Source organism: Vibrio sp. 10N.247.311.51, assembly GCF_041467855.1.
Lineage (GTDB): Bacteria > Pseudomonadota > Gammaproteobacteria > Enterobacterales > Vibrionaceae > Vibrio > Vibrio coralliirubri.
Genome location: NZ_JBFSVK010000005.1, coordinates 154524 through 167681, shown reverse-complemented (window position 1 = coordinate 167681; position 13158 = coordinate 154524). Strand labels below are relative to the sequence as shown.

The following is a 13158-nucleotide window of genomic DNA, read 5'->3' as shown; positions in this document are numbered from 1 at the left end:
TAATTACGACTTTAAGTATGGGTGCATTGGTAAACTAAAAACTTCTTTTGCTAATTTTTCAGCCACAGGGAATGCTCCAACACCGTAGCCTAAATACTCGAAGGCAGATTGTTGATGCATACATGTTCGATAATAAATCATAGTTGGTACACCTTTTCTCTGATATTCTTCTATATCATGATCTCGATTTTCAGATCGAACAGTATATTGTGCCCAACTACTTTTATATCCATCAGGAACTTGGGGCAAATTAAGCTTATTGAACAAGTCAAAGGTGTACTTTTTTGCAGTTCTATTTCTTGCTTTCAACTCTTCAGGAAAAACTATTAATTTTTCTAGGAGTATCGCAGCTTGAATAGTGTCTAATCGGCTGTTTACACCAATTCGAATGTTATCGTATTTGTCAGTGCCTTTTCCATGGACACGGAACGAACGAAGCAAGGCCGCATACTCATCATTATTAGTGAATACAGCCCCACCATCACCGTAGCAACCCAATGGCTTAGCTGGGAAGAAACTTGTGGTTGCAATGTCACCAAATGCTCCAGCCATCTTACCATTCAACGACCCACCAAAACCTTGAGCGGCATCTTCAATCAACTTTAAGTTGTACTTCTCAGCAATCGCTTCAATCTCAACGTAGTTTGCAGGTAGACCAAACAAATCCACAGACACAATCGCTTTCGGCACTAGTTTACCTTCAGCAATCACTTGTTGGATGCGCTTTTCTAAGTCTACTGGACAAATATTGAATGTGCTTTCTTCTGAATCCACAAATACTGGGGTTGCGTTCGCGAACGCTATCGTCTCAGCTGTGGCAAAGAAAGTAAACGTTGGGCAGAAAACCGCATCACCCTCTTTAATGTCCAGTACCATCATCGCCAGCGTTAAAGCATCGGTACCATTGGCGCAAGTAATGGCGTGTTTTACGCCAACATACTCAGCTAATTGTTCCTCAAGCTCGAAAACTTCAGGTCCCATAATATAATGACCATGGTCAAGAACTTTATGGATGCGAGCATCAATCTTAGTTTTTAAATGTTGGTACTGTGCAGCTAAATCAATAAATTGCATTGTTATTTTTACTCTTCAACAACAGTTAATATCGAACCATCAAGCTGATAAACAGTTTGAGTGTGAGGGCAGGTAATAGTTAAGTGACCTTCTAATGGCAAATCAAGTTGCTCACCATATTGGCTCATCCAACCAATTTGCTTGGCTGGAACACCCACCATCAGAGCAAAGGGCTTTACATCTTTGTTCACGACAGTACCAGCGCCAATGAACGCGTACTCACCAATCGTAATACCGCACACAACCGTACAGTTCGCACCCAAAGTGGCGCCCTTTTTCACGACAGTGTCACGGTATTGGTCTTTACGTTCAATAAGGGAGCGAGGGTTATAAACATTTGTAAAAACCATGCTAGGCCCACAAAAAACGCCCTCTTCTAAGTGAACATTGTCATAAACAGAGACGTTGTTTTGAATTTTACACTGGTCACCAATGGTCACCTTATTACCAACAAAGACATTTTGCCCCAGAGAGACGCCACGACCAATTTGAGCACCGGAACACACATGCGCCCAGTGCCACACTCGTGAACCTTCGCCGATGTTAGCACCATCATCTACAATGGCAGTTTCATGCTGAAAGAAGCTCATAGCTACTCCAAATGATTAAAGGGAGCATTCACCCCCTTATTATGGATTAAAGACGGATATCTGCTTCGCTGACACTTAAGACATGTTTCACATCGTATAAAACGTGGCTGTCTTTTCCTAAACGACGCAAAGCCTCTGCGCCCATAGCTTTCGTCTCACTATGGTCAACCGCCAGCACGATACCGTCATAATGACCTTCTTTCAGCTCATCAATGAGCTCAATACCATATTCATGACGAACTTCTTCTTTTGAAGCCCAACTATCGTACACATCAACCGACATATTAAAGTCTTGCAGCTCTGTGATGATGTTGATGATTTTTGTGTTACGGACATCAGGACAATCCCCTTTAAAGGTAAAACCTAATATCAGTACTTTTGCTTCATCAATATGAATTTTTTTACTCGCTAGCTTTTTCACTAATTGTGTCGCGACATATTCGCCCATACCATCATTGATACGACGCCCTGCCAAAATAACTTCTGGACGGTACCCCACCTCTTGAGCTTTATGAGTTAGATAGTATGGGTCAACACTAATGCAGTGCCCACCAACCAAACCAGGCTTAAATGGCAAGAAGTTCCACTTGGTACCTGCCGCTTTCAACACTTCTTCAGTATCAATGTCTAAACGGTTAAAAATCTTCGCGAACTCATTAATGATGGCAATGTTCAAATCGCGCTGAGTGTTTTCAATAACCTTAGCCGCTTCAGCAACTTTGATTGAAGAAGCCTTATGTGTACCAGCAGTCACAACTGACGAGTATACCGCATCCACAAAATCAGCAACGGCACCTGTCGAACCTGACGTGATTTTCGTGATAGTTGTGAGTCGATTAACTTTATCGCCTGGGTTGATACGCTCAGGGCTGTAACCCGCAAAAAAGTCTTGGTTAAAAACCAATCCTGACATTTTTTCAATGATAGGAAGGCACACCTCTTCTGTCGCCCCTGGATATACTGTTGATTCAAAAACAACAATGTCACCTTTCTGAATAACTTGAGCCAGAGCTTCAGAAGCTTTCTTTAATGGAGTCAAGTCGGGCGTGTTTTCTTCTGTGATTGGCGTTGGTACCGTTACCACATAGAAATTACATGCTTGCAAATCTTTCAATTGATGGGTGTATTGCAAAAGAGGCGCGCTTGCCAACTCTTCTGGCGAACACTCTAGAGTAGAGTCTTTACCACTCTCAAGCTCTTGAACACGAGCTACATTGATATCAAAGCCCAACGTTGGGTATTTCTTACCAAACTCAACCGCAAGCGGTAAGCCTACATAACCTAGACCGATGATACCGATATTCAAATTATCTAATTTCATTTGTTATCCAAAGTATTATAAATTCAGTGGTAAACCGATTTCTTTACCATCACGGGCAGAGCGATAAGTGCTAATAAGCAGCTCTAGTGATTTTAAGCCTTCACGTCCATCGGTTTCTGGCTCCGCTTTACCTCGTAAAACGTCAGCCACATTTTGGAAATAAGATGGGTGACCAAAACCGTAAACTGATGTGGTCTGATAGTTCGCGCTGTGAATATCTTTGTCGTAGTCGCGCTCATCTTCAAACGTCCACTCTTGAATATCATTCACCGCAACACCACCGATTCTTACCGTGCCTTTTTCACCAAGAATAGTTATCGAGCCTTCAAGGTTTTTCGGATAAGTACACATGGTCACAGCCATAGAGCCCAGCGCACCATTACGCCACTTAATATTCACCACACCCGTATCTTCAACATCAATGTCGCGGTGGGTCGACGTCATGGCGTGGAGTTTCTCTACCGGACCAATTAACCAATGCATTAAATCCACATAGTGTGTAGCTTGATTCATAAAGGCACCGCCATCCATATCCCATGTGCCGGACCATGACGCGCGATCATAATACTCTTGTGGTCGAGTCCAGAATACGTTCAGATGCACCATGTGAATTTGACCAAAACGTTTATCATTTACAGCACGCTTTAATAACTGTAACGTTGAATTGCGGCGATTCTGCTTTACTACGAATAAACGAACGCCTTCTTCATCACACGCACGGACCATATCAAGTCCGTCTTGCCATTTGGTGGCCATTGGCTTTTCGGTAATGACATGTACTTTTGCTTTTGCTGCTTTAATCGCTTGCGAGGCGTGCAAACCACTAGGCGTACAAAGTGTTACTAGATCCAGCGATTCCGAAGCAAGCAGTTCATCAATGGAAAGATAGCCAGATACCCCGTACTGCGACATATGCTCATCGAGTACTTTAGGGTCATTATCGCATACTGCGACCAACTCATATTCCGATTCAAGTTGCTCAATTGAACCAAAATGGTTTTTGGATATACGCCCACAACCTACAACTGCAATGCGGATCTTTCTATCTTTTATCATCAATCTGTCCACTTAATTTATGATTCCTCACCTCAGCCCCATTTAAACCACTGAGACACTTTTTATTCATTTTGAGACAATCTACTTTAGACAATCCCTTATAAAACCTAGATTCTACTTACTTTGTTAAAACTGCCCCAATAGGCCGCAAAAAATACTCACTCAACAGCTTTTAGTGCTATTTCATTGAGATTCATTCTACTTTAGGTACGCTACCGCCCTTAGGTTTGGCTCCTAAAGGCAAGGTGAAACTACTTTTTATGCTGTTTCACACGGTTCTAATTAGCGATAATTTTAGCAAAATAGGCGCATGTTAACTAGTAAAAATATTACCTTGATTGGTCAGCCTGTTACCACGCATTTAACCACCGGCAGCATTGTACGTATTGCAGGTGCTGAGTGCCTATGTGGTAGAGATTTTCTTGTGCTGCGTCGCAGTAGCGCTTTTCTATATCAATGAAGGTGTTGCCGTTTCGGCACAGCGACACGAAGCTGGGGTTGTTGTTCACCACCAATAACGTTTTAAGTTCAGTACGTGTTAGCCCTTATGTGTAGTGGTTAACCAGCGGTTTCAAGAACTCGTCAATTCGCCTTTCCGAATTCGATTCGATCTTTTCATCTTCGTTATCTGTGTTTTCAGTTTTGATTGGCTTAGGTTTTACATCGCTTACTTCGTTGCCCGTAATACTCATTGCAACACTACACCGCCGAAGCAAGATATTGATGTAGCTGAGATTAACACGTGGCATAAAAGGAAAGGTTGGAGCCATATGGGGGATCACTTTGTTATTATTCGCAATGAGGAGGTCGAACTTGGTAAGCCGTTGTCGCAAACTGACTCGCATTTGAAAAGACTCAGAGCAGATGGAGGGGCGGCAAGTGATAGTTAAGCAAGAGATAAATAGCTACGCTAGGCTGAGAATAATATGACAAGATGCTTCGCTCCTCAGTTTTGGAACAACGAAATGACGGCATGTGAAAGAGACTATTAGGGATTGGGTTTGGGTGAACGAGATGCGAAGTGCTAAGAAAGAGAGATAACACTGAGTTCCACAACGCCTCCCTCTGTATTCTCCTATCCTTTCTCGCTATACTCCTCGCCTATAGTTTTTCGCCCAATAACGAATAAGAGTTCAAGATATGCAAGAGTTAGTTCCATTTGTTCAAGAGAATATGATTTTAGCCATCGTATGGATCGGCTTGGTTGTTGCCATCATTGCGAACGTTATCAAGACATCAAACGCAGCCTACAAAGAGATCACGGCAGCGCAAACCACACACATGATTAACCGTGAAAACGGTATTGTGGTTGATATTCGTACTAAGGATGAGTTCAAAAAGGGCCATATTACGGACGCAGTTCACATTTTGCCGTCAGACATCAAAGCAAATAGCTTTGGTAGCCTTGAAAGCCACAAAGCAGACCCAATCATCGTAGTATGCAAGACAGGTCAAACTGCTCAAGAAAGCGCTAACCTACTGGTTAAAGCAGGTTTCGAAAACGTAAGCGTGCTGAAAAGCGGCTTAGTGGCTTGGAGCGAAGCTAACTTACCTTTGGTTAAAGGTAAGAAGTAATTAAAGGCAATACCCGTTAACGACAAGCAGCAAGCTGACCTGATTACACGAATATAACTTTAAGGTTTTGTTCGGCTGATATGACGAACAAAACCTAATTATAAATTTTTAAGGACAAGAAAATGGCTGAAGCAGCACAACAAGACGCACAACAAAACTTCGCAATCCAACGTATCTTCCTAAAAGACGTATCTTTCGAAGCGCCTAACTCTCCGGACATGTTTCAAAAAGAGTGGAACCCAGATGTAAAACTGGACCTAGACACTCAAAGCCGTGAACTTGGCGAAGGCGTTTACGAAGTAATCCTACGTCTAACGGTTACCGTTAAGAACGCAGAAGACACTGCATTCCTTTGTGAAGTTCAACAAGGCGGTATTTTCTCTGCAAGCGAAATGGAAGCTGGCCAACTGGCTCATTGCCTAGGTGCGTTCTGCCCGAACATCCTATTCCCGTACGCTCGTGAAACAATTTCTAGCCTAGTAGTTAAAGGTACGTTCCCACAACTGAACCTAGCACCAGTAAACTTTGATGCTTTGTTCATGAACTACCTACAAAGCCAAGCGCAACAAGCTGAAGGCGAACAGGCTTAAGTCTCACAGTAGAACTTAACTCTAACGAACGCTTAAATAGCTTATGTTATAAGAAGCTTAGCTTTTAAATGCACATCGCAGCTTCTGCGATGTGCATTTTTTATTTACACTGTATTTTGATAGAGAGCTTTTTCTTCATAATTTAGAAAACATCTCAAGAACTCTTCGATTTCCCTCATTATTTTTAGGTGGAAGCATGACAGAAACAACTCGCGCGACAGACGCTTACGGTAAAGACATTGCGATGACAGTGATTGGCGCAGGTTCTTATGGGACATCTTTAGCGATATCTCTAGCGCGTAACGGTGCCAATGTTGTTCTTTGGGGGCATGACCCTGCTCATATGAATCGCCTTGAATCAGAGCGTGCGAACAATGAGTTTCTACCAAATATAGAATTCCCAGAAAGTCTGATCATTGAATCTGACTTAGAAAAAGCCGTGACTTCGAGCCGAGATCTTTTGCTTGTCGTCCCGAGCCACGTATTCGGCGTTGTGCTTAACAGCGTTAAACCTTACTTAGCCTCAGACTCTCGCATCTGTTGGGCGACCAAAGGCTTAGAGCCAGAAACTGGACGCCTGCTTAAAGATGTCGCGCACGATGTGCTTGGTGATGGTTACTCGTTAGCGGTTCTATCAGGACCAACCTTCGCCAAAGAGTTAGCGATGGGCATGCCAACGGCTATCTCTGTAGCTTCACCTGATGAAGTTTTCCTAGAAGAGCTTCAAGAAAAAATTCACTGCGGCAAAACATTCCGAGTGTACGCAAACTCAGATTTCATTGGTATGCAGCTTGGCGGCGCAGTGAAGAATGTTATCGCAATTGGCGCAGGCATGTCGGATGGTATTGGCTTTGGTGCTAATGCACGTACCGCACTTATCACTCGCGGCTTAGCTGAGATGAGCCGCTTAGGTGCAGCTCTTGGCGCACAACCAGAAACCTTCATGGGTATGGCTGGATTAGGCGATCTAGTACTAACCTGTACTGACAACCAATCACGCAACCGTCGTTTTGGTTTAGCGCTTGGTGCAGGCAAAGATGTAGATACCGCACAAGAAGAAATTGGCCAAGTCGTTGAAGGTTATCGCAACACCAAAGAAGTTTGGTTATTATCAGAACGCATGGGCGTTGAGATGCCAATTGTTGAACAAATTTATCAAGTGTTGTATCAAGGGAAAGATGCACACTTGGCAGCACAAGATCTACTTGCACGAGACAAAAAGTCAGAAAGATAATAAGAGCAGATACGCGATTCGAGTAAACGAGATACGAAAATAGTAAAAGCGGATACGAGATACGGGTAATCGAGATGCAAAAAGATGAAGAGCGCCTTCAAACGTTCGACGACAATGCTTTTCGTGACTCGTATTTCGCTACTCTAATCTGTTCTTGTCGCTCTTCGTACCTCGAATCTCGGTTAGTCGCATCTGCCCCTTAAAAATAATGGATGGTAAAATGAAACACTGTGAACAACAAAAAGTTTGGCAATGCATTGTGAAGGAAGCTCGACAGCAGTCGGAGCAAGAGCCTATGCTTGCGAGTTTTTATCATGCCACGATCATCAACCATGAAAGTTTAGGCGCAGCACTTAGCTACATCCTAGCAAACAAGCTAAAGACGGCTTCAATGCCAGCAATGGCAGTGCGAGAAGTGGTTGAACAAGCATTCAAGCAGGACCAATCGATTATTGATGCTGCCGCTTGTGATATCTGCGCGACGGTAAATCGAGATCCTGCGGTCGAGATGTACTCGATGCCTCTGCTTTATCTAAAAGGCTACCACGCCCTTCAAGGTTACCGAGTGGCTAACTGGTTGTGGAAGCAAGGTCGTATTGCTCTTGCCACTTACCTACAGAACCAAATCTCGGTTGCTTGCCAAGTGGATATTCACCCTGCAGCTCGTATCGGTAAAGCGATCATGCTCGACCACGCTACTGGCATTGTGATTGGTGAAACCGCTGTCGTTGAAAATGATGTATCTATCCTTCAAGACGTGACCCTTGGGGGTACAGGTAAAGAAGGCGGCGATCGTCACCCTAAGATCCGCGAAGGCGTAATGATTGGTGCCGGCGCTAAAATACTCGGCAACATTGAAGTGGGTGAAGGGGCGAAGATTGGCTCTTGCTCTGTGGTTCTGCAAGCCGTACCACCTCATACAACAGTCGCAGGGGTTCCTGCCAAAATCGTCGGAAAGCCTAAAACAGACAAGCCATCTTTAGATATGGATCAAGGGTTCAATGGTCGCTCTCAGAACTTCATCCATGGTGATGGGATTTAAGAGCAGATTCGGGATTCGAGTAACCGAGATGCGAAGAACTTAAAAGCAGATGCGGGATTCGATTCAGCGAAATTCGAAAAATTAAGAGCAGATGAATACAACTAAATGACGATAATGATGAAACAAATTCGAGCCATTAGCCGGACTCTTCTGATATCTGCCAGCCTTGGTGTTGCTATTTTGTCTACATCGTCATTTGCCGCCTCTCAAGGGGAACTGAAAGGCGTATCAAGCGAAATATCTCGCCAACAAAAAAACCTGTCCTCACAACAGAAAAAACTCGATAGCCTACAAGCAAGCCTCAAGAAACAAGAGCTATCCATCGCTTCGCTTGAAAAAGCGATTCTAGACAGTAAAAAGCAACTCAATACGGCTAATGCAAATATTGCTAACTTAGACACTAAGATTAAAGCGCTTACTGCTCAGAAAAAAGTCCATACCGATAAGTTAGAGCAACTGATTCAGACTTACTACATGACAAGTCGAGCCAAAGCGTCTTCTCACATCCTCAACACGGGTGTCGAAGAAGATCGTATCAGCCACTATTACCAACACCTTGCCAAAGCTCGCTCCGCAACAATCAAAACGATTGAACAAACTCAACTTGAGCTAGAAGAGAGCCATAAACAGCGTCAACTCGAACAAGAACAAATTGCTACCCTGTTAAAACAGCAAACCACAAAGCGCGATACGTTGGCCAAAACCCAAACACAACGTAAGAAAACCGTTGGTAGCATCAAGAAGAACATCTCGGGTGACAAGAATTACTTGGCAGAGCTCCAGCGAAATGAAACTCGCCTCAAAGCTGAAATAGCGAAAGCCGAAAAAGCGGCTCGCGAAAGACGTAACGCCGTTCCTATGGATGGTTTAGCTAAACGCAAAGGCAAACTACCTTGGCCAATCAAAGACAAAGTTCTGCATAGCTATGGTTCAAGTCAAACGGGTCAAGTTAACTGGAAAGGCATGGTGATCAATGCCAAGTACGGTCAGCAGGTAAAATCGGTTTACTCAGGTACGGTTGTATTTGCCGAGTATCTGCGTGGCTATGGTTTAGTGGTACTGCTTGACCACGGTAAAGGTGATATGACGCTCTACGGCTTTAACCAAGCGCTTTTAAAGAAAGAAGGTGACAAGGTTAAAGCAGGTGAAGCCATCGCGCTTGCAGGTGACACTGGCGGCCAAACACGCCCATCACTGTACTTTGAGATTCGCAGAAACAGCCAAGCTCAGAATCCAAAGAGTTGGCTGGTTCGATAAAGAGCAGATGCGGGATGCGAGTAACCGAGATGCGAAGAGCTTAAAGCAGAATCGGGGGCGAATGTTCCAGAGACAGAAAGGTTAAGAGTAGGTTCGAGGAAAAGGTGCTAATTAATCTTGAGCAACCCAAAAGAGTTAAGAGGCCTTGAACTAGTCACTTACAAAACCTCGTCATTCCAGAATTGAGGAACGAAATATCTGGAATCTCAGTCTCATATATTATTTGTCGTGTTTAATTCACCACAACACAAAGATTCCCTATCGCGCTCGTACCTCGCTGTAGGGAATGACGCAGCTCACCATATACCGCTACTCGAACCTGCTCTTTCCCGATCTTCGTAACCCGTATCTCGCTTACTCGTCTCTTTCTATTTAGAATTCAACGCCCTTACACCATCTTCCAATAATGTCAGTTGCTCAAAACCTTGTGTTGTCGCAATTGGTTTAACGGTCGCTATCATCTGCAACATACCTTGATGTACCACTTGCTCTGTAATTTGCGCTTTTGGAGACATCGCAGACTGATACGCTAACCAGCCCGATGCGATCAAGTGAAGCGACGTGACCATCGACTTCATCTCTGAGTCTGTCGCTTTAAGCAAGTTCAACTCAACAAAGGCTCTCATGATATCCACAAGGTTGGTTTGTAATCTTTCTTGTACTGCCATGTAATCAAGGTGGAGTTTTTCATCACGTGACAAAATTTCAGGTAGGTTTGCATAGAAGAATCGGTACTTCCACATCAGCGTGAAGATAGAATCTAAGTAGGTCTTTAGTAGCGTCAGGCTTTCTTGCTGCCCTTGAATCGGCGTGAACCTTTCGAGCAACTCTGTCGAATAGAGAGTAAAGATATCACGGACAATTTCTTGTTTGTTGCGGAAGTGGTAGTAGAGGTTGCCAGGGCTAATCTCAATATGTTCAGCAATATGATTGGTCGTAATACTACGCTCGCCGTGCTCATTAAAAAGCTCTAGAGCAGCGTAAACAATCTTGTCACGTGTTTTCATTAGTTATTAGTATCCCTATCCGTTTAGAGGTTCAGTATATCGCCACTAAACGGATAGATCGAGCTGTTAACATCTGGTCTAATTAGCATTAGCTAAAATAAAACCAGATCAATCACTGCCAAAGAGGTCTCGCGTGTAAACCTTATCTGCAACGTCTGCGATCTCTTCTACCATTCTGTTAGATACAATCACATCTGATACGGCTTTGAACTCTTCTAGGTCAGAATAAACCTTCGAGTTAAAGAAATGCTCTTCCTCTAATACAGGTTCGAATACGACTACTTCTATGCCTTTAGCTTTCAAGCGCTTCATAATCCCTTGAATCGACGACGCACGGAAGTTGTCCGACCCGGCCTTCATGATCAAACGATAAATACCTACAATTTTAGGCGAGCGCTTAATAATTGAATCCGCAATGAAGTCCTTACGAGTACGGTTAGCATCGACAATAGCACCCACAATATTGTTAGGTACATCTTGATAGTTCGCTAACAGCTGTTTGGTGTCTTTTGGTAAGCAGTAGCCACCGTAACCAAATGAAGGATTGTTGTAATGATTGCCAATTCGAGGATCTAAACCCACACCTTCGATGATCTGACGAGAATCCAAACCATGCGCTTCGGCGTAAGAGTCGAGCTCATTGAAATAAGAAACACGCATCGCCAAGTAGGTATTTGAGAAGAGCTTTACTGCTTCCGCTTCTGTGGAGTGAGTAAACAGTACGTCGATATTCTCTTTTTCTGCGCCTTCAACAAGAAGATTAGCAAATACTTTCGCTCGCTCAGAACACTCACCAACAATAATGCGTGATGGCTGCAGGTTGTCGTACAGGGCTTTGCCTTCACGTAAAAATTCTGGCGAGAACATAATGTTTTCACAGTTTAAATCTTGCTTAACACGCTCAGTATAACCAACAGGTACCGTTGATTTGATCACCATGACGGCATTCGGGTTAACCATCATTACGTCACGAATCACCGACTCTACAGAACTGGTATTAAAGTAGTTCGTTTTAGGGTCATAGTCGGTTGGCGTAGCGATAATGACAAACTCAGCATCTTTGTAGGCCGCTTTATCTGTTGTCGCTCGAAAGTTCAGCGCCTTAGTTGCTAGGAAAGATTCAATCTCATTATCCACAATCGGCGATTGTTTATTGTTCAACATCGCTACTTTGTCTTCAATAATATCAACCGCGACCACTTCATGATTCTGCGCTAATAACATCGCATTGGATAAACCTACATAACCGGTACCCGCAACTGCAATTTTCATGATAATACCTATAATTTCGAGTGCTTACTGTGCACTTACCTAAGACTAATCTGCTCATATCATACTCCGCTTAAGGAATTATTCCACTATCCCGTCTTTGTCATTCCTTGCTATACTCGCGGTAGTTTTATATTCAAAAGAGTAGGAAAAATATGATTATCGTAACTGGTGGTGCTGGTATGATCGGCAGCAATATTGTGAAAGCACTCAATGATGCAGGCCACAACGATATTCTAGTTGTCGACAACCTCAAGAACGGTAAAAAGTTCAAGAACCTTGTAGACCTAGACATCACTGACTACATGGATCGCGACGACTTCCTAACTCAAGTTATGGCTGGCGATGATTTCGGCCCTATTGAAGCTATTTTCCATGAAGGTGCGTGCTCGGCTACCACTGAGTGGGATGGCAAATACATGATGCTCAACAACTATGAGTACTCAAAAGAGTTACTGCATTACTGTGTTGAGCGTGAAATTCCCTTCCTATATGCCTCTTCAGCTGCGACTTATGGCGAAACCGATACTTTCATCGAAGAGAAAGAGTACGAAGGCGCATTAAATGTCTACGGTTATTCTAAACAACAATTTGATAACTACGTTCGCCGCCTAACCGCGGATGCTGCAGCGCATAACGAGACGTTACCTCAAATTACTGGTTTCCGTTACTTCAATGTTTACGGACCGCGTGAAGATCACAAAGGCAGCATGGCCTCTGTTGCTTTCCACCTAAACAACCAAATGAACGCTGGTGAGAATCCTAAACTGTTCGCAGGTAGCGAAACATTCCAACGTGATTTTGTGTATGTCGGTGATGTTGCCGCAGTAAACCTATGGTTCTTAGAAAGCGGGGTTTCAGGCATTTTCAACCTTGGCACCGGCAATGCAGAGTCTTTTGACGAAGTTGCCAAAGCGGTAATTAAGCACCACGGTAAAGGTGAAATCGAAACGATTCCTTTCCCTGAGCATTTAAAAGGCGCTTACCAAGAGTTTACTCAAGCTGACCTTACGAAACTTCGAGCTGCAGGCTGTGATGTGGTATTTAAAACCGTAGCGCAAGGCGTTGCAGAGTATATGGCACTTCAAAACAAATAAGCTTTAATGTTCTATGTAACTTTAATGCTCGATATAACTTTGATAC

General features: G+C 43.6%; 12 protein-coding genes and 2 pseudogenes. 7 read left to right on the top strand and 7 right to left on the bottom strand.

The window, feature by feature from the left end:
• Window positions 1-3 precede the first annotated feature (3 nt).
• From AB6E85_RS06970 to AB6E85_RS06950, 5 genes and pseudogenes are all read right to left on the bottom strand, one after another.
• Window positions 4-1074 (bottom strand): DegT/DnrJ/EryC1/StrS family aminotransferase, encoded by a 1071-nt coding sequence (locus AB6E85_RS06970; protein ID WP_372141993.1) that lies wholly within the window; start codon window positions 1072-1074, stop codon window positions 4-6.
• 8 nt (window positions 1075-1082) lie between these two features.
• The gene (locus AB6E85_RS06965) at window positions 1083-1664 is read right to left on the bottom strand and encodes an acyltransferase (RefSeq protein WP_140367237.1); all 582 of its coding nucleotides are present in this window, start codon (window positions 1662-1664) and stop codon (window positions 1083-1085) included.
• A gap of 46 nt (window positions 1665-1710) precedes the next feature.
• On the bottom strand, window positions 1711-2985 hold the full coding sequence (tviB, locus tag AB6E85_RS06960; RefSeq protein ID WP_372141992.1) for a Vi polysaccharide biosynthesis UDP-N-acetylglucosamine C-6 dehydrogenase TviB: 1275 nt from the start codon (window positions 2983-2985) through the stop codon (window positions 1711-1713).
• Window positions 2986-3000: 15 nt separating this feature from the next.
• On the bottom strand, window positions 3001-4041 hold the full coding sequence (locus AB6E85_RS06955; protein WP_372141991.1) for a Gfo/Idh/MocA family protein: 1041 nt from the start codon (window positions 4039-4041) through the stop codon (window positions 3001-3003).
• Between the two features lie 350 nt (window positions 4042-4391).
• A pseudogene (locus tag AB6E85_RS06950) lies at window positions 4392-4637 on the bottom strand (hypothetical protein); the annotation flags it as partial.
• 93 nt (window positions 4638-4730) lie between these two features.
• Between AB6E85_RS06950 and AB6E85_RS06945 the strand changes: the two are divergent.
• The 6 genes and pseudogenes from AB6E85_RS06945 to AB6E85_RS06920 all read left to right on the top strand — a co-directional run.
• Window positions 4731-4892 (top strand): annotated as a pseudogene (locus tag AB6E85_RS06945) (N-acetylmuramoyl-L-alanine amidase); the annotation flags it as partial.
• A 289-nt stretch (window positions 4893-5181) separates the two neighbouring features.
• The gene (locus AB6E85_RS06940) at window positions 5182-5616 is read left to right on the top strand and encodes a rhodanese-like domain-containing protein (RefSeq protein ID WP_012603060.1); all 435 of its coding nucleotides are present in this window, start codon (window positions 5182-5184) and stop codon (window positions 5614-5616) included.
• A 122-nt stretch (window positions 5617-5738) separates the two neighbouring features.
• Window positions 5739-6206 (top strand): protein-export chaperone SecB, encoded by a 468-nt coding sequence (gene secB / locus AB6E85_RS06935; protein WP_050648496.1) that lies wholly within the window; start codon window positions 5739-5741, stop codon window positions 6204-6206.
• Between the two features lie 196 nt (window positions 6207-6402).
• Window positions 6403-7440 (top strand): NAD(P)H-dependent glycerol-3-phosphate dehydrogenase, encoded by a 1038-nt coding sequence (gene gpsA, locus AB6E85_RS06930; protein ID WP_372141990.1) that lies wholly within the window; start codon window positions 6403-6405, stop codon window positions 7438-7440.
• Between the two features lie 220 nt (window positions 7441-7660).
• Window positions 7661-8482 (top strand): serine O-acetyltransferase, encoded by an 822-nt coding sequence (gene cysE / locus AB6E85_RS06925; protein ID WP_009847961.1) that lies wholly within the window; start codon window positions 7661-7663, stop codon window positions 8480-8482.
• Window positions 8483-8587: 105 nt separating this feature from the next.
• Window positions 8588-9739, top strand: a complete 1152-nt coding sequence (locus tag AB6E85_RS06920) for a murein hydrolase activator EnvC (RefSeq protein ID WP_372141988.1) — start codon at window positions 8588-8590, stop codon at window positions 9737-9739.
• A gap of 368 nt (window positions 9740-10107) precedes the next feature.
• Here the strand turns inward: AB6E85_RS06920 and AB6E85_RS06915 are convergent, their stop codons facing one another.
• Together AB6E85_RS06915 and AB6E85_RS06910 are read right to left on the bottom strand one after the other, a co-directional pair.
• Window positions 10108-10746, bottom strand: coding sequence for a TetR/AcrR family transcriptional regulator (locus AB6E85_RS06915; protein ID WP_081230172.1), 639 nt, complete (start codon window positions 10744-10746; stop codon window positions 10108-10110).
• Between the two features lie 108 nt (window positions 10747-10854).
• Window positions 10855-12018 carry a nucleotide sugar dehydrogenase gene (locus AB6E85_RS06910; protein WP_372141987.1) on the bottom strand — a complete coding sequence of 388 codons (1164 nt, stop codon included), beginning with the start codon at window positions 12016-12018 and terminating at the stop codon, window positions 10855-10857.
• A 152-nt stretch (window positions 12019-12170) separates the two neighbouring features.
• Here AB6E85_RS06910 and rfaD point away from each other — a divergent pair, with 152 nt between their 5' ends.
• Entirely contained in the window at window positions 12171-13112 is a 942-nt protein-coding gene (gene rfaD / locus AB6E85_RS06905; RefSeq protein ID WP_372141985.1) for an ADP-glyceromanno-heptose 6-epimerase, read from the top strand.
• Window positions 13113-13158 lie beyond the last annotated feature (46 nt).